This window comes from Nonomuraea mesophila, from assembly GCF_004352805.1.
Lineage (GTDB): Bacteria > Actinomycetota > Actinomycetes > Streptosporangiales > Streptosporangiaceae > Nonomuraea > Nonomuraea longispora.
Genome location: NZ_SMLD01000072.1, coordinates 1 through 16,340 on the forward strand (window position 1 = coordinate 1; position 16,340 = coordinate 16,340).

Sequence of the window (16,340 nt, forward strand, 5' to 3'; positions counted from 1 at the left end):
CAGCCGAACATCTCGCTGTCGTCGCCCCCCGCCGACATGACGAGCATCTGCGTGCCCTGGCCGGCCGCCAGCGCCAGGACCGCCAGCCCCGCGCAGCGCGCCATCCACGACCAGCGCAGCCGCCCGGCCACGGACGAGATCGTGCCGGGGCGGCGGCGCTGGATGAGCGCCACCGTGCCGTACACGAGCAGGATCATCGGCGCCAGCGACAGCAGCAGCACCACCAGCGAGAACACCGGATTGCCCGTCAGTTGCCCGCTGGGCTCCACCGTGAACGGGATGCCCGCGATCAGCGACACCACCATGCCCGCGAACACCACCACCACGCCGAGCGTGAAGAACCCGGCGGCGATGACGAGCGTGCCGACGATCGCCCGCCACGGATGCGACGCGGCGGTCCTCGCCAGATGGTCATAGCGGGCCCCGCGCGGCGCGGACAGGAACCAGGACGGGCGTGGCGGCGGATACGGGTGGGCCGGCGGCGGCCCGCCGTACGGAAATTGGGGCCCTGGATTCTCCTGCATCCATACATTCTGTCCGCTTGGTGCGCAATAGTTCACAGACGGCGCGCTCTTTTAGGCGGATGCTCGGGTTCGTAGGCATTCGACCCTGGGAGCAGTCCATGTCAAGGCTGGGACCTGTCATCACCCTCGCCGCGGGCGTCGTGCTCGCCGCGGGACTCGGTGTCGCCAGCATCAACGCGGCACCCGCGGCCGACAACACGGCCGCGAACACCGTTGCGGAGGCGCCTTCCACGGAGGAGACGACCCCCGCGCGGCAGAACGCCACCGAATCGCCCCCCGCGACGAGGAACACCGCGGAACCGTCCCCCGCGCCCTCCCCCACCGAACCCAAGAAGATCGCCAGAGCCGACTACGGCGGGCGCGTCAAGGGCAACGGCGGCCTCATCGCCATCTCCATCAGGAACGGCAAGGCCATCGGCTACTTCTGCGACGGCAGGACCGAGGCGTGGTTCAAGGGCAAGGAGTCGGCGGGCGAGCTGTCGCTGACCGGCTTCGGCAGCGCCAAGGTCACGGCCGCGCTGGGAGGCGGCAAGGCCAGGGGTACGGTCGCGCTCGGCGGCAAGAAGTGGAGCTTCGTCGCCCCCACGGTCGTCAAGCCGTCGGGCCTCTACCGCGCCACCGCGATCGTCAGGGGCGCCAAGCTCAGGGCCGGCTGGATCGTGCTGAAGAACCCGCAGGGCGGCTTCACGCAGGTCGGCGCCGCCGTACTCGGGGAGGAGCAGCTCGACATCCCGCGGCTCGACGGCGAGCGGCCCACCACCCCCCTGACCGTGGACGACACCACGGTCTACCCCAAGGACGTCGACGGCTTCATCGAGGAGATGTCATGACCGCCATCCACCAGCGGCCGTCCCGCAGCCTGACTCCGCTGCTCTGGCCGCTGATCGCCGGAGGGCTCGTCGTGGTCGCGCTCGGCATCTTCGGACGGGCGCACACACCCACCGGGTTCGCGGTCGGCGTGGCCGGCTTCTCCGCCGCCCTGCCGATGAAGGTCTGGCTCACCACCGGCGCGTTCGTGCTCGCGATCGTGCAGGTGGTCTCGGCCCTGTCGATGTGGGACAGGCTCGGCGTCGCCATCCCGCCCGCCGTGCACCGCTGGTCGGGCCGGATCGCGTTCCTGCTGACGATCCCCGTCGCCTTCCACTGCCTCTACGCCCTGGGCCTGCAGTACGACGTGCCGAGGGTCCTGGTGCACTCGCTGCTCGGCTGTTTCTTCTACGGGGTGTTCACCACGAAGATGCTCGCCCTGCCCAGGCGCGGCGCCCCGGGTTGGACGCTGCCGGTGTTCGGCGGGGTGGCGTTCACGGTGCTCGTGGGGCTCTGGCTGACGTCGTCGTTCTGGTTCTTCACCGCCATCGGCTTCAAGGTGTGAAGGACGTCGTACGGGTGAGCCCGGCGGCCCGCCCCTTGGCCGCCACGACGAGCGCCATCTTGCGCGAGGCCTCGTCGATCATCTCGTCGCCCAGCATGACCGCGCCGCGCTTCTCGACCGCGGTGTAGTAGTCGTACGCCTCCAGGATGAGCTCGGCGTGGTCATAGTCCTCCTGCGTGGGCGAGAACACCGCGTTGGCCGCGTCGACCTGGGAGGGGTGCAGCACCCACTTGCCGTCGAACCCGAGCGCCGCCGCCCTGCGGGCCACCTTCTCGAAGCCCTCGACGTCCTTGATCTGCAGGTAGGGGCCGTCGATCACCTGCAGGTCGTGCATCCGCGCGGCCATGAGCAGGCGCATGAGGATGTAGTGGTAGGCGTCGCCCTCGACGTAGCCGGGCGGCTGCTCGCCGACGACGAGCGTACGCATGTTGATCGAGGCCATGAAGTCGGCGGGGCCGAACACGAGCGTCTCCAGCCGCCGCGACGAGCCCGCGACGGCGTCGACGTTGACCAGCCCGCGGGCGTTCTCGATCTGCGCCTCGATGCCGATGCGGCCCACCTCGTGCCCCATGGCCTGCTCGATCTGGGTGAGCAGCGTATCGAGCCAGACGACGTCGGTGGAGTCCTGGACCTTGGGCAGCATCAGGCAGTCGACGAACTCGCCCGCGCCCTCGACGACCTCGATCACGTCGCGGTAGGCCCACTGCGTGGTGAGGTCGTTGACCCGGACCACCCGGGTCTTGCCCGACCAGTCGCCCTCGCGCAGCGCGGTCACGACGTTCTCGCGCGCCTCCTGCTTGGCCGCCGGGGCGACGGAGTCCTCCAGGTCGAGGAAGACCTCGTCGACGGGCAGGGTCTGAGCCTTGTCGAGGAAGCGGGGGTTGCTGCCTGGCACGGCGAGCACCGAACGACGGGAACGCATGCGCACACGCTACTCGTCCCCGGCCCCGGCCCGGCCGTACAGTCGGAGCTGTGAGCGACAACACCTCCGCGATCGAAGAGGGCGCGAAGAAGTCGGGCATCCTCTGGCTCTCCCTCGATCGCCCGCGCCTGGCCTGGCACTCGTGGCACGACGGCGCGATCTACCTGGTGACGGGGGGCGAGGAGCAGCAGTTGCCCGGCCTCGACGCGCTCGACCGGGTGCACGTCACGCTGCGCAGCAAGGACAACGGCGCGAGGCTGATGGAGTTCGACGCCGCGGTGTCGGTCGTCGACCAGGCCGCCGCCGGTGACGCCGTGGCGGCGCTGGCGAAGGAAAGGCTCAACGCCCGCGACAGCGAGCACCTCGCCGAGCGCTGGGCCCGCGACTGCACGGTCGTGCGCCTCACCCCGGAGCGGTGACCGAAGCCGGTTCCCCGGCGGCGGCTTCGGGCCCGTCCGGCGACTGGGCCGGCGACTGGGCCGGCGACTGGGCGGACGCGGTGGCGGTCTGGGCGAGCAGCGCGCCCGAGAGCACGATCAGCCCGCCCACGATCTGGAACACGCCGAGCGTCTCCCCGACCAGCGCCCACGCCAGCACCGCGCCCGCGATGACCTCCAGGGACGCGACGGTGGCGCCCACGGCGGCGGACAACCGGCGCACTGCGTACATGCTCAGGATGTACGCGACCGAGGTGCCCACGACCGCCATGCACAGGTAGGCCCCGAGCACCGGGAGTGTGACGGCGCCCTCCGGCGTGGCGGAGACCGTGAAGGCCTCCCAGGGGATGTCCCAGGGCCGCGAGAACGGGAGCAGCAGGACGGCCGCGCCCAGCAGGCCCCAGGCGATCAGGCCGAGCGGGTCGATGTCGTCGCCGAAGCCATCGCACATCAGAAAATATCCGGCGCAGCACGCTCCGGCCAGCAGCCCGAGCAGCAGGCCCAGCGCGTCGATCCGCAACCCCTGCCAGGCCTCGACGACGATCGCGAGGCCCACGATGGCCACGACCGCGCCGACGTACGCCGCCCTGGCGAGCCTGATCCTGCGCACGGCCCGCACCCACGCCACCACCATCACCGGCGCCATGAACTCCAGCAGCAGCGCCACCCCCACCGGCAGCCGGGTGATGGCCACGAAGTACAACGACTGCACCCCCGCCACGCCCATGACCGCGTAGAGCCCGAGGAACGGCAACTTCGACGACGGGATGCGCAGCGCGCGGGGCCTCACCACGGCGAGCACGGCGACGAGCAGCAGCCCCGCCCCCGTCATCCGCGTCCAGACGGCCTCCATCGGCTCCAGCCCGGCCTCGATGAGATATTTGGCCATCGGCCCCGCGAACGCGAAACACCACGATCCCACGAACGCGAGCGCCAGCCCCGCATACCTCACCGCACACCACCTGACCAGTAATGACCGTTAAGCAGGTTTGATACTGACATGTCCGGCGTCCGGGGCGCAACGGGAACGCCCTGTTAGCCTGGCCACGTGCAGATCTTCGTGGGCCGGCTGCAGGGCACCCCGGTCTTCGACCCCGCGGGCGACCAGATCGGCCGGGTGCGGGACGTCGTGGCGGGCCTGCGCCTCACCCGCCGGCCCAACGTGCACGGTTTCGTGGTCGAGGTGCAGCCGCGCCGCCGCGTGTTCCTGCCCATCACCCGCGTACGCCGCATCGAGGCCGGCGCCGTGGTCTTCACCGGCCGGCTCAACATGCGCAGGTTCGAGCAGCGGGCCACGGAGACGCTCGTCATCGGCGAGATGCTCGACCTGGTCGTGACCTACGACGACCGGCGGATGACCGTCTACGACGTTGCCATGGAAGAGGTCAGGCCGTCCACGTGGGAGATCACCAAGATCGCGCTCCACCGGGGCCGCCGGCGCGACCTGCGCATCGTCGACTGGGACGAGGTGTCCGGGTTCGACACGCTGCAGAAGGACCAGGGGGCCGCGGGGCTGATCTCCGCGTTCGAGTCGCTCCGGGCCGCCGACATGGCCAGCGCGCTGCACGGGCTGCCGAGCAAGCGCCGCATCGAGATCGCCGGCGCCCTCAGCGACGAGCGGCTGGCCGACGTGCTCGAAGAGCTCCCGCCCGACGACCAGATCGGCATCGTCGGCACCCTTGAGCCCGAACGGGCCGCCGTCGTGCTGGAGGAGATGGGGCCCGACGACGCCGCCGACCTGCTGCACGACCTGCCGCAGGAGCAGGCGGCCCGGCTGCTGGCGCTGATGGAGCCGGAGGAGGCCGCCCCGGTGCGGCGCCTGCTCACCTACCCGGTCGACAGCGCGGGCGGCGTGATGACCAGCGAGCCCGTGATCCTGCCTCCCACCTCCACGGTGGCCGAGGCCCTCGCCCACATCCGCCAGCAGGACCTCACCCCGGCCGTCGCGGCCCAGGTCTACGTCACCAGGCCGCCCACGGAGACGCCGACGGGCACCTATCTGGGCGTCTCGCACTTCCAGCGGCTGCTGCGCGAGCCACCGTCCACGATCCTCGGCGGCGTGCTCGACCCCTCCATCGACCCCATCAAACCGGAGTTCACGCTGCGCGAGGTCACCTCCTACCTGGCCAACTACAACCTGGTCGCCGCGCCCGTCGTCGACGAGTTCGGCCGGCTGGTCGGCGCGGTGACCGTCGACGACGTGCTCGACCACCTGCTTCCCGAGGACTGGCGCGAAGGGGCCGACCATGACGTCTGAACGTCTCGACCAGCCCCGCGACCTGCGGCGGTCGTTGCGTCCGCACTATGACCCCGAGGCGTTCGGACGGCTGTCGGAGCGCATCGCCCGTTTCCTCGGCACCGCCCGGTTCATCGTCTACATGACCGTCTTCGTGACGACCTGGGTGATCTGGAACGTGGCCGCGCCCGACCCGCTGAAGTTCGACCCCTACCCGTTCATCTTCCTCACACTGATGTTGTCGCTGCAGGCGAGCTACGCGGCGCCGCTGATCCTGCTGGCCCAGAACCGCCAGACCGACCGCGACCGCATCCAGTACGAGCAGGACCGCGAGAGCGCCGAGCGCAACCAGGCGGAGATCGAATATCTGACCCGCGAGATCGCCGGATTGCGCCTGGCGCTGAACGAGGTGGCCACCCGCGACTATCTGCGCTCCGAGCTCGGACGCCTCCTGGAGGAGCTCAGGGAGCGCCGGTGATGTCGAGCTTGGCGAGCATCGCGCGCACCTCGCCGAGCTCGTCGGGGCCCAGCATGTCGAGGAACTGCGTCCTGATGCCGCGCAGGTAGGTCGGCGTCGCCTCGGCCAGCCTGGACGCGCCGCGCTCGGTCAGCACCGCGAACAACCCGCGCGCGTCGTCGGCGCACGCCTGGCGCGCCACCAGGCCGTCGCGCTGGAGCCGGTCGATGAGCCTGGTCAGCCCGCTGCGGGACAACAGCACGCGGTCGGCCAGATCGTTCATGCGCAGCCGCCGCTCCGGAGCCTCGGCCAGCTGCATGAGCACGTCGTACGACGCCAGCGGCAGGTCATGGGCGACCAGCAGCTCCGCCTCCAGGTGGCGGGTGATGCGCACCTGGGCCCGCTGCAGCATCCGCCAGACCGCCAACTCATCGACGGTGAGGCCCTCGTGGCGCAGAAGAGTCACGGAGTAACCTTAGGACGTTGTTGCACGGACATCTAACAGCTCGGATTAACTCAGCGAGGCCTTCGGTTCATACGATGGAGGGGCATCCTCACTGGCGTCCAGCGCCTGTCACACATATACCGACAAAGGAGGGCCGGCACTCCCTCGTGCCGAGACTTCGATGGCACTAACCCAGGAAAACGTGACGGCCGCTCTCGCCACCGTCATCGACCCCGAGATCCGCCGCCCGATCACGGACCTCGGCATGGTCAAGAGCATCGAGATCGCTCCCGGCGGCGCCGTGCACGTCGGCGTCTACCTCACCGTGGCCGGCTGTCCGATGAAGGACACCATCCGCCGCGACGTGAAGAACGCCGTCGCCAAGCTCGACGGCGTGACCGACGTGCAGCTCGAACTCGACGTGATGAGCACCGAGCAGCGCAAGGCCCTGCAGACCAAGCTGCGAGGCGACCGGGGCCCGGAGAAGGAGATCCCCTTCAACCAGCCGGGCTCGCTGACCCGCGTGTTCGCGGTGGCCAGCGGCAAGGGCGGCGTCGGCAAGTCGTCCGTCACCGTCAACCTCGCCGCCGCCATGACCGCGAGCGGCCTCAAGGTCGGCATCGTCGACGCCGACATCTACGGCCACAGCGTGCCCCGCATGCTGGGCGCCGCCGAACGGCCCACCAAGGTCGAAGACATGATCATGCCGCCGGTGGCCCACGACATCAAGGTCATCTCGGTCGGCATGTTCAAGCCGGAGGGCAACACGCCGGTGGTGTGGCGCGGCCCGATGCTCGACCGGGCCCTGCACCAGTTCCTCGCCGACGTCTACTGGGGCGACCTCGACGTGCTCCTGCTCGACCTGCCCCCGGGCACCGGCGACATCGCCATCTCGGTGGCGCAGCGGCTGCCGTCGGCCGAGATCCTGGTCGTGACGACACCCCAGATGGCAGCCGCCGAGGTGGCCGAGCGCGCCGGCTCGATCGCGGCCCAGACGCACCAGCAGATCGCCGGCGTCATCGAGAACATGGCGTGGCTGCCGTGCCCCCACTGCGACGAGCGCATCGCGGTGTTCGGCGAGGGCGGCGGCCAGACCGTCGCCGACGCGCTGACCCGCACCCTCGGCGCCAGGGTGCCGCTGCTCGGCCAGGTGCCGATCGACCTGCGGCTGCGGGAGGGCAGCGACGAGGGCAAGCCTCTGGTGCTGACCGACCCCGACTCACCCGCCGCCACGGAACTGCGCTCGATCGCCGGAGCGCTCAGCAAGCGCTCCTCCAGCCTCAAGGGCCTCCAGCTGGGCCTGGCACCCCGCCGCTGACTCCGTCCCGCGCGCGTCCGGGCCGCCCGCATCGCGCGCGGGCCAACCACCCCAGGGCCGACCACCCCGAGCCCTCAGGCCCCCGAACCACACCCCCAGCACGACCCCGCAACACCAGGCACGACAGGCGACCGCGCGGATCGAACCGCACGGATGGGACTGCGCGGATCGGGCTGCGGGGAAGGTCGCGGGAGCCGCCGTGGGATCGACCGTCTGCGTGCGGGTACGGGTGCGGCCCAGGTCCGGACAAGGGCAGGGACGGCGAGGGAGCGGCGTCAGGTGGCCTCGGAGTCGTACGGAGGGATCTCGCCGTAGCCGAGCTCGTCCATCGGGCCAGGCGTGGCGGGGGCCGTGGTGGCCGGTTCGAGCTCGCGCTGTTTGTTGTTGTTCCAGTCCTCCTCGATGTCGTCGAGGAGGTGCTTGCGGACGAACGTACGCGGGTTCAGGTCGGCCGGGTCGAAGTTCGAGAACTCCGGGCCGAGCCCCGCCCGCAGGTCGTCGCGCGCGTTGGTGGCCATGCGCCGCAGGTTGCGCAGTGTCCGACCCGCCTGCGAAGCGGCCTGAGGCAGTTTGTCGGGGCCGAAGACGAGCAGCGCGAGCACGATCAACGCTGCGACTTCCCACCACCCAAGTCCGAACACCGTGAGCTCCTACCGCAGTCGAACCTCTCCGAGGACAACCCCGGCCTATCCACAGACTAAGGGCTCTGCGGCATAGGTCGGTCGCCGCCCTATGGTCATTTTTACTCCGAATCGCCTGCCCACCCGGCCACCGCGTGCGGACCACGGGGGCCGCTTCGACCACGCGGACGGCCTGGCCCGGTTCGTTACGGCGGCGCGGCGGGGAAGCCGGTGAGCGTCACCCTGGAAGGCCGGTCACGCACGACGGTGGGTGGGGGCAGGTCGGCTGTGCCGTAAAAATCAGGACAGGCCAACCAGAGCAGGAGGGACGGACCCCAAGAAACCCGGACAGGCCAACCAGAGCAGGACGGACGGACCCCAAGAAACCCGGACAGGCCAACCAGGTCAGGACGGACGGACCCAGGAGATCCGGACGGACCCCAAGAGATCCGGACGGAGCGACAGATCAAGACGGACTCGGCGCGGGCTGTTCGTCGGCTTCGACGGTGAGGGTGGCCCTCTGTTCCTGGCCGGCGCGCTGGAACTTGATGTCGATCGTGGAGCCGGGTTCCTTGCTGCGGATCAGCGCGATCAGCTCGTTGCCGTCCTGCAGCGCCAGCCCGTCGATCTCCAGGATCACGTCGCCCGCCTTCAGCCCGGCCTTGCCCGCCGGCCCGTCAGCGTCGACCGGCTGCTGGCCGCCGACCGGCTCGGAGGCGATGCGTACGCCCTGGCCCTTGTAGTCGCGGTCGAGAAGGATGCCGATCTTGGGGCGCTTGGCCCTGCCGGTGGCGATGAGCTCTTCGGCGACGCGCCGCGTCTGGTTGACGGGGATCGCGAAGCCGAGGCCGATGCTGCCGCTCTGGCTGTTGAGCGAGCGGCTGAGGGTGGCGATCGCCGAGTTGACGCCGACGACCTCGCCGCGGCCGTTGACGAGCGGCCCGCCGGAGTTGCCGGGGTTGATGGCGGCGTCGGTCTGGATCGCGCTGATGTAGGCGGGCTCCTCGGAGCTGGCGCCGGTGTCGTCGCCGGCGATGACCGGCCGGTTGAGCGAGCTGACGATGCCTGTCGTCACCGTGCCGGTCAGGCCCAGCGGGGAGCCGACGGCGATCACGGGGTCGCCGACCACGACCTGGTCGGAGTTGCCGAGGGTGATCTCAGGCGTGCCGAACGTGTCCTCCGGCTTGATGACGGCCAGGTCGGAGCCCGGGTCACGGCCGACGATGCGGGCCGTGGTGGTCTTGCGGTTGTTGAACATGATCCGGATCTCGCCGCCCTTGGCGGCCGGGGCGACCACGTGGTTGTTGGTCACCACGTAACCGTTCTTGATCACGAAACCGGAGCCGGAGGCGCCTTCGGTGGCCATGCCGTTGCCGGCTTCGATGGACACCACGCTCGGCAGCACCCGCGCGGCCACGCCCGCCACCGAGTCGGGCGCCCGGTCGGTGGCGCCCGTCGGCACCGGGCCCAGGCTGTAGCCGGGGTCGTTGTCGCTGGTCGGCTTGGTGAGCAGGTAGGTGCCGACGCTGCCGAGCAGCGAGGCCACCAGGGCGATGGCGACGGCGGTCGAGATGAGGAAGCCGGTGCTGGGGATGCGGCGCGGCCTGCTGACGTGGCCGTGCGCGCCCGATGGAGGCGGCGCCCAGCCCGCGCCCATGCCGAGGGCCTGACGCGGGGGCGGGGGTGGTGGCGTGCCGCCGAAGGAGGGCGGGCCGCCGAAGAGCGGCGCTTCGTACGCCCGCGTGCCGCCGTCGGGACGGCCGAAACCGCCATCGGGACGGCCGAAACCACTCTCACCGCCGTCAGTGCGGCCGAACGCGGGGTTCTCCTGGGTGTTGCTCTCGGCGAGCCCGAAGATCGGACCGTCGTGGGACCGTGAGTCGCGGTCGGGCTGCGGGCCTCCGTGAGGGCCTTCGTGGGGACCCTCGTGTGAGTTGTCGTAGGAGCCTTCGTAGGGGCTCGAGCCCGGCTCGGGCGGCGGCGGATGCTCATGGGAGCGGGTGTCCGGGTCGGGCGGGCCGAACGACGGCACGCTGAGCCGTGACCCGGTCCGGCCAGGGTCGTCGCCCGCCGACCCGCCCTCGGCGGGCGATTGGCCGGCCGGGCGGTCGTACGGTGGCGTGCCGAAACCCTCGGAGCGGCCCGACGGGTCGCCCCAGGAGGAGCCGAACGAGGCGGGCGGCTCGGGCCGCCTGTCCTCGTGCTCGGACTCATCTCCGGCGGGCAGGAAGTCCGGCCGCCCCTGTGGCTCGGGGTAGTCCGACGTCGTGCGTCCTTCGTTGGGGCGCGTCTCGTCGGTCATCTAAGTCTCACCACTCCTTGGCTCGGCCACCGCAATCCTCGCTTGTGCGGCATACGAGGGTCATAAAGCATTTGTCATGAATCGCTCGTGACAAATCCCGAACCCAGATCGTATGCCCCGCGCGTCGTTGACTACGCCACCCCGAGTATCCCAGGCATGGTGCGAGCTCAAGGTGTGGCGGTGGGGGGAGCACTCGTCGGCGAGTTGCGAGCGGGCTGCTGGAAGAGCTCGACCGGGGGCGCGGGGTTGCTCTGTCCGACGCCGGAGGCCGCGAGGAACGTGCCGAGTGCGACGGCCGCGGAGACCACCCCGACCGCCACGTAGGTCGAGCGCCGCCTACCACCGCGCCCAGGGCCCGTGGCTCCACCAGCGGCGTCCCTGCGCGGGCGGTTGTCCAGAGGCGCGATGCTGTGCGGCCCAGGGATGGGCACCCCGCCGAAGGTGCGTGTGGGGAAAGGGCGCTCCCTCGGGGGCAGCGGCCCTCCCGGCTCCGCCATCCGGAGCAGGGACATCGTCAGGTCGGCGGGCATCGACGGATCGTCGAGCGAGCGCAGGCGCGACTTCAGCGCCCGCATCGACTCGACCTCTCGACGACAGTCAGCGCAGAAGGTCAGATGGGCAAGCGCACGCTCGCGTTCGGTGTGGTTGAGCTCCCCGTCGACGAGCGCGGATACGCGTTCTCCAAGATGAGCCATATCAGTTTTCCTCCCCACGGATCACGGTCGGGGGGAGTTGAGAATTACGGGGGGCCCGATGGTCGAGCGCCTCCCGCAACTGCGCCCGGCCACGGTGAATGCGGCTTCGGACCGTGCCCAGCTTGACGCCGAGCGTGGCCGCGATCTCTTCATAGGACAGGCCCTCGATGTCGCACAGCACGATCGCCGCCCGGAACTCCGGGGCCAGCGCGTCGAGGGCGGCCTGGATGTCGGGCTCCAGATGCGCGTCGTCCAGCGCCTGCGCGGGGGACGGCTCACGGCCGCGCAACCGCTCGGCGGCGTCGTCGGCCAGCCCCTCGAATCTGATGCGCTGTTTGCGGCGCGCCATGTCGAGGAACAGGTTGGTCGTGATCCGGTGCAGCCACCCCTCGAAGGTGCCGGGGGTGTAGCTTGACAGCGACCTGAAAACCCGGACGAAGACCTCCTGGGTCAGGTCTTCCGCGTCGTGGACATTGCCGGTCAGCCGGTATGCCAGCCGATACACGCGTGCGGAGTGGGTCCGCACCACTTCCTCCCACGTGGGAGGAGTCCAGTCAGACGACACCGGAGTATCTGTCTGGTGGTCGCTTTCGTCCACCAGAACTCCTCTCTCTGGGACCACCGCTACCGCCATAGTGCCTGGTTTCGTCCCTTCGTGCGCACTGCCTGCCTTCCGGACCGGCAAAGCCCGTTTAAACCTGCAACGCCTCAGGTCCCTCCTGAGTTCCCGTCCCGGCGTGTCTCCCATAGGCTGCGATCGGCACCAATCACGTGTATGACCTTTTGCGACAATCGCACGAAAGTGGGGGGAGGCGGCCGATGACCACTCCGGTGGAGGCCACTCTGGCCTATGCGGAGCAGTTCCATCACGAGGATGAGATCGTGCACGCTGCGCGGCAGCGCGGGCTGGAGATGGGGGCCACGCCCATCCTTCCCGGCGGCGGGGCGGCCTTGTGTTTCCTGGCGACCGCGGTCAACGCCAAGTCCGTCGTCGAGGTCGGCACGGGCTGCGGCGTCTCGGGCCTGTGGCTGCTGCGCGGCATGCGTTCGGACGGCACGCTGACGAGCGTCGACGTCGAACCCGAACACCAGCGGCTGGCCCGGCAGGCGTTCGCCGAGGCGGGCTTCTCGGGCGGGCGCGTACGCCTCATCTCGGGCCGGGCGCTCGACGTGCTGCCACGGCTGTCGGACGGCGGCTATGACATGGTCTTCGCCGACGGCGCCAAACACGAGTACGCCGACTACCTCTCCGAGGCGGTCCGGCTGCTGCGCGTGGGCGGCGTCGTGGCCTTCGACAACATGTTGTGGCACAACCGGGTGGCCGACCCGGCGCAGCGCGACCCCGACACGGTGACCCTGCGCGAGGTGGGCAAGCTGGTGCAGTCGGACGAGCGGCTCCGCTCGGTGCTGATGCCGCTGGGCGACGGCCTGCTGGCCGCCGTCAAGATCGCTGACTGACGCGCCCACTGCCCCGTACGTGCGCGTGCCTCTCCACGACGTACGCGCCACACGCGCGCACGGCGCAGGCGAGCACAGGGCGCACGCGCGCGTCGGCAGCACGCGCCCCCGGCCGGGCGGCGTGGGCGTGCGCCCTTCCGCGGCGAGCGACCGTTACGTGCGCGTGAGCCATTCGAGGAGCACGCGCACGCCGAACCCCGTGGCGCCCTTGCTGAGCGTGCCCTCGTCGACGGTGCTGCGTCCGACGCCGGCGATGTCGAGGTGCGCCCACGGCCGTCCCCCGGCGAACTCCCGCAGGAACAGCGCCGCCGTGATCGACCCCGCGCCGAACTTCGACCCGGACTCGACGTTGCTGAGATCGGCGATCGGCGACTTCAGCGCGGGCGCGTAGTCCTCGATCAGCGGCATGCGCCAGAGCCGGTCGTCGGCGCTCTGGCCGGCGTCGACGAGCTGCTTGGCCAGCCCGTCGTCGGAGGAGTAGACGGCGCCGACGTTGCGCCCGAGCGCCACCGTGATCGCCCCGGTGAGCGTGGCGACGTCGACCACCGCGTCGGGGTCGAGGACGGCGTCGGCGTAGGCGAGGGCGTCGGCCAGCACCAGGCGTCCCTCGGCGTCGGTGTTGAGCACCTCGACGGTACGGCCGCCGTAGTGCTTGATGACGTCGCTGGGCCGCTGCGCCGTGCCCGACGGCATGTTCTCGGCGGCTGCGACCAGCCCGGTGACGCGTACGGGTGCGCCCAGCCGGGCCAGCGCGCCGAGCACGGCGATCACGGCCGCGCCGCCCGCCATGTCGGTCTTCTGGGTCTTCATGTTGTCTGTCGGCTTCAGCGACAGCCCGCCGGAGTCGAACGTGATGCCCTTGCCCACCAGCACCACGTGCCGGTCGTAGGGCCCGTCGGGCGTGTAGGAGAGCTGGATGAGCCGCGGCGGGCTGGCCGAGCCGCGCCCCACGGCGAGGATGCCGCCGAAGCCCTCGGCCTGCAGGCGCTCTTCGTCCCACACCTTGACCGGCATGCCGCTCTCGGCGGCCCGTTCGGCGAGCCAAGCGGGGTTCTTCACCGATGAGGGCGTGTTGGCCAGGTCGCGCGCGAGCGCCACCGCCTGGGCGATGACCTGCGCGCGGCGTACCTGGGCCTCGTCGGCCCCCGCGAACGCGAGCGTCCGCACGGCCGGCTTGCCCGCCTTGCCGATCTTGTACGAGTAGGCCGCCAGCAGCGCCGCCTCGGCGAACGCCGTCACGTCGCCGCCGGGCGTCACCACGGTCAGCGTGTCCTTGCCCTTGACCTTGCGCGTCAGCGCGGCGCCGGCCCTGCGCAGCGCGCGCGGCGAACGGTCGCCGACGCCGTAGAGCAGCACGCGGCCCACGCCGCCGCCCCGTGCCACCGGGACCTCGACGACCTCGCCCGCCTCTCCCTTGGCCTCGTAGTGTTCCAGCAGGTCGGGCACGGGCAGGTGCAGCTCGACGGCATGCGCTGGACTGAGGTCAGAGGCATAGGGGACGGCCAGCAGCTCGGGGTCGTCGGGGGCCTCGGCGACCACCGACGCAGTGGTCTCAATGGGCACGGAATCTCTCCTCGAACGTCAGCGACCCTGGCGCCGGATTATCGCCAGGGTCGTAGAACAAAAAAGGTGTCTCCCGGGAGCGCTCAGCCGACGACGTTCTTCAACGCCTCGCCGAGCGCCTTGGCCTCGTCGGCGGAAATCTCCACGACGAGCCGGCCGCCACCTTCCAGGGGGACCCGCATGACAATGCCGCGCCCTTCCTTGGTGACCTCGAGCGGACCATCGCCGGTCCGCGGCTTCATCGCCGCCATGCGTGTTTCCCTTCCTGCCTTGGGCTCCCGCGGCCCGCGATTTCCGACCGCCCGTCGGGGGTGGTCGGCGCATTCACGTCTTCTGTGATGTCCTATTCTCCCGCATCGAGAGCGCTCATGGGTAACGATCTCCTCCCAGAATGCGTTGTCGAGGTCGGCGATCGCGTCCAAACTGGACTCCGTGCACGCTCGCGCCGCTCTGTTCGACCTCTATGGAGACCACCTGCGCTCACGCGGTGGGCAAGCCTCCGTGGCCGCCCTCGTACGCCTCATGAAACCCCTGGAAATCGCCGCTCCCGCCGTGCGTACGGCGGTTTCGCGCATGGTGCGGCAGGGCTGGCTGCAGCCCGTCAGGCTTCCTCGGGGCCCCGGCTACGGGCTGACGCCGAAGTGCGTCAGGCGCCTGGACGAGGCGGCGCTGAGAATTTACCGAGCCGGAACGCTGACCTGGCACGGCAGGTGGCATCTGATCGTCTTCGAACCGGTCAAGGACCGCCCTCGGAGGGAGCGGCTGCGCGCCGACCTGACGTTCCTGGGCTACGCCGCGCTGTCCGAGACGGCCTGGATCGGGCCGCGCTCGTCGATCGAGCTGGACAACCTGCTGGAGAGCGAGGGCGTACGAGCCGACAGGTTCGACTCGGCGCTGGAGGGCGACCCCCGCGAGCTGGTCGCCAGGGCGTGGGATCTGACCGCGATCGGCGAGGCGTACGCACATTGGCTGGCCGAGGCTGACACGCTGATCAGCGGGCTCCCGGAGGGGGCACCGGCCGACCAGGTGTTCGCCACGAGGAGCAGGCTCGTGCACGGCTGGCGCAACTTCCTGTTCCGCGACCCGGGGCTGCCGCCGGAGCTGCTGCCCGCCGGCTGGCCGGGCGAGAAGGCCAGGGTCTACTTCGAGCAGGAAGCCGCCCGGCTGCTGCCCGCAGCCGCCGCGTTCGTCGACAGGGAGTTGACTTGATCCGCTATGACGTGGCCGACGCCGTCGCCACCATCACCCTCGACCGCCCCGACGCGATGAACTCGCTGACCACCGAGACCAAACAGGCCCTGCTCGACGCGCTCCGCCGGGCGGCCGACGACCCCGCGGTGCGGGCCGTCCTGCTCACCGGCTCAGGACGGGCCTTCTGCGCGGGCCAGGACCTGCGTGAGCACGCCGCCAACCTGGAGGCGGACCGCGGCCTGGCCGACACCGTGCGCGCGCACTACAACCCGATCGTGGAGCTCATCACCACCATGGCCAAGCCGGTGGTGGCCGCCGTCAACGGCGTCGCGGCGGGCGCGGGCGCGTCCATCGCCTTCGCCTGCGACCTGCGGGTGGCCTCCGAGAAGGCCAAGTTCGCGCTGGCGTTCGCGGGCATCGGGCTGGCGCCCGACTCGGGCGCGTCGTGGACGTTGCAGCGGCTGGTCGGCCAGGGCAGGGCCGCCGAGCTGATGCTGCTCGGCGCGCCCGTCGACGCGGCCCGAGCGCTGGAGCTGGGGCTGGTCACGCGCGTCGTCCCCGCTGACGACGTGCTGAAGACCGCACGGGAGCTCGCCGGGTCGCTGGCGCAGGGCCCGACCGTGGCGTACGCCGCCACCAAGCGGGCGCTGGCGTACGCCGCGACGCACGCGCTGCCCGACGCGCTGGCCCTGGAGGCCGAACTGCAGGACGCGTGCGCCGCCTCCCAGGACCACCGCAACGCGACGAGAGCCTTCGTCGCCAAGGAGCGCCCCACGTTCGAGGGCAGGTGACGGGGCCCT

18 protein-coding genes and 1 pseudogene are annotated in these 16,340 nt (G+C 70.7%); 9 read left to right on the top strand and 10 right to left on the bottom strand.

What is annotated here, in order from left to right:
- Positions 1 to 524 (bottom strand): annotated as a pseudogene (locus tag E1295_RS25250) (hypothetical protein); the annotation flags it as partial.
- A 98-nt stretch (positions 525 to 622) separates the two neighbouring features.
- Here E1295_RS25250 and E1295_RS25255 point away from each other — a divergent pair.
- Both E1295_RS25255 and E1295_RS25260 read left to right on the top strand, forming a co-directional pair.
- On the top strand, positions 623 to 1,354 hold the full coding sequence (locus E1295_RS25255) for a hypothetical protein (protein ID WP_132633313.1): 732 nt from the start codon (positions 623 to 625) through the stop codon (positions 1,352 to 1,354).
- Entirely contained in the window at positions 1,351 to 1,896 is a 546-nt protein-coding gene (locus E1295_RS25260) for a DUF6529 family protein (RefSeq protein ID WP_132633315.1), read from the top strand. Before E1295_RS25255 ends, E1295_RS25260 begins: the two co-directional genes overlap by 4 nt.
- Here E1295_RS25260 and E1295_RS25265 read toward each other — a convergent pair.
- Positions 1,886 to 2,818 carry an HpcH/HpaI aldolase/citrate lyase family protein gene (locus E1295_RS25265; RefSeq protein ID WP_132633317.1) on the bottom strand — a complete coding sequence of 311 codons (933 nt, stop codon included), beginning with the start codon at positions 2,816 to 2,818 and terminating at the stop codon, positions 1,886 to 1,888. The genes E1295_RS25260 and E1295_RS25265 overlap by 11 nt on opposite strands.
- Positions 2,819 to 2,868: 50 nt before the next feature.
- Between E1295_RS25265 and E1295_RS25270 the strand changes: the two genes are divergently transcribed.
- Entirely contained in the window at positions 2,869 to 3,237 is a 369-nt protein-coding gene (locus tag E1295_RS25270; RefSeq protein WP_132633319.1) for a hypothetical protein, read from the top strand.
- Here E1295_RS25270 and E1295_RS25275 read toward each other — a convergent pair.
- On the bottom strand, positions 3,221 to 4,207 hold the full coding sequence (locus E1295_RS25275; protein WP_132633321.1) for an EamA family transporter: 987 nt from the start codon (positions 4,205 to 4,207) through the stop codon (positions 3,221 to 3,223). The two genes, E1295_RS25270 and E1295_RS25275, sit on opposite strands and share 17 nt — an antisense overlap.
- A gap of 96 nt (positions 4,208 to 4,303) precedes the next feature.
- Here E1295_RS25275 and E1295_RS25280 point away from each other — a divergent pair, with 96 nt between their 5' ends.
- Positions 4,304 to 5,512, top strand: a complete 1,209-nt coding sequence (locus tag E1295_RS25280) for a magnesium transporter MgtE N-terminal domain-containing protein (protein WP_246080333.1) — start codon at positions 4,304 to 4,306, stop codon at positions 5,510 to 5,512.
- Positions 5,502 to 5,969 (top strand): DUF1003 domain-containing protein, encoded by a 468-nt coding sequence (locus E1295_RS25285; protein ID WP_132633323.1) that lies wholly within the window; start codon positions 5,502 to 5,504, stop codon positions 5,967 to 5,969. Before E1295_RS25280 ends, E1295_RS25285 begins: the two co-directional genes overlap by 11 nt.
- On the opposite strand, the gene E1295_RS25290 is transcribed toward E1295_RS25285, so the two are convergent.
- Positions 5,953 to 6,414, bottom strand: a complete 462-nt coding sequence (locus E1295_RS25290; RefSeq protein ID WP_246080335.1) for a MarR family winged helix-turn-helix transcriptional regulator — start codon at positions 6,412 to 6,414, stop codon at positions 5,953 to 5,955. The genes E1295_RS25285 and E1295_RS25290 overlap by 17 nt on opposite strands.
- 160 nt (positions 6,415 to 6,574) lie before the next feature.
- On the opposite strand from E1295_RS25290, the gene E1295_RS25295 reads away from it, so the two are divergent.
- Positions 6,575 to 7,711: an Mrp/NBP35 family ATP-binding protein gene (locus tag E1295_RS25295; RefSeq protein WP_132633325.1), complete on the top strand. Its 1,137-nt coding sequence runs from the start codon at positions 6,575 to 6,577 to the stop codon at positions 7,709 to 7,711.
- A gap of 275 nt (positions 7,712 to 7,986) precedes the next feature.
- Here E1295_RS25295 and E1295_RS25300 read toward each other — a convergent pair whose 3' ends face one another.
- The 4 genes from E1295_RS25300 to sigE all read right to left on the bottom strand — a co-directional run bounded on the left by E1295_RS25300 (position 7,987) and on the right by sigE (position 11,962).
- Entirely contained in the window at positions 7,987 to 8,352 is a 366-nt protein-coding gene (locus tag E1295_RS25300) for a sec-independent translocase (protein WP_132633327.1), read from the bottom strand.
- Between the two features lie 445 nt (positions 8,353 to 8,797).
- Positions 8,798 to 10,633: a S1C family serine protease gene (locus E1295_RS25305; protein ID WP_132633329.1), complete on the bottom strand. Its 1,836-nt coding sequence runs from the start codon at positions 10,631 to 10,633 to the stop codon at positions 8,798 to 8,800.
- 167 nt (positions 10,634 to 10,800) lie between these two features.
- A complete protein-coding gene (locus tag E1295_RS25310) occupies positions 10,801 to 11,328 on the bottom strand; it encodes an anti-sigma factor family protein (protein WP_132633331.1) in 528 nt (175 codons plus the stop codon).
- Between the two features lies 1 nt (position 11,329).
- The gene (gene sigE, locus E1295_RS25315) at positions 11,330 to 11,962 is read right to left on the bottom strand and encodes an RNA polymerase sigma factor SigE (protein WP_132335901.1); all 633 of its coding nucleotides are present in this window, start codon (positions 11,960 to 11,962) and stop codon (positions 11,330 to 11,332) included.
- A 185-nt stretch (positions 11,963 to 12,147) separates the two neighbouring features.
- Between sigE and E1295_RS25320 the strand changes: the two genes are divergently transcribed.
- Positions 12,148 to 12,786, top strand: a complete 639-nt coding sequence (locus E1295_RS25320) for an O-methyltransferase (protein ID WP_132633333.1) — start codon at positions 12,148 to 12,150, stop codon at positions 12,784 to 12,786.
- Positions 12,787 to 12,939: 153 nt separating this feature from the next.
- Here E1295_RS25320 and E1295_RS25325 read toward each other — a convergent pair whose 3' ends face one another.
- Together E1295_RS25325 and E1295_RS25330 are read right to left on the bottom strand one after the other, a co-directional pair.
- Positions 12,940 to 14,349 (bottom strand): leucyl aminopeptidase, encoded by a 1,410-nt coding sequence (locus E1295_RS25325; RefSeq protein WP_132633335.1) that lies wholly within the window; start codon positions 14,347 to 14,349, stop codon positions 12,940 to 12,942.
- A gap of 83 nt (positions 14,350 to 14,432) precedes the next feature.
- Entirely contained in the window at positions 14,433 to 14,600 is a 168-nt protein-coding gene (locus E1295_RS25330; protein WP_020545024.1) for a DUF3117 domain-containing protein, read from the bottom strand.
- A 181-nt stretch (positions 14,601 to 14,781) separates the two neighbouring features.
- Between E1295_RS25330 and E1295_RS25335 the strand changes: the two genes are divergently transcribed.
- Both E1295_RS25335 and E1295_RS25340 read left to right on the top strand, forming a co-directional pair.
- Entirely contained in the window at positions 14,782 to 15,558 is a 777-nt protein-coding gene (locus E1295_RS25335) for a PaaX family transcriptional regulator (protein ID WP_132633337.1), read from the top strand.
- Positions 15,555 to 16,331 carry an enoyl-CoA hydratase-related protein gene (locus E1295_RS25340; RefSeq protein WP_132633339.1) on the top strand — a complete coding sequence of 259 codons (777 nt, stop codon included), beginning with the start codon at positions 15,555 to 15,557 and terminating at the stop codon, positions 16,329 to 16,331. Before E1295_RS25335 ends, E1295_RS25340 begins: the two co-directional genes overlap by 4 nt.
- Positions 16,332 to 16,340: the final 9 nt, after the last annotated feature.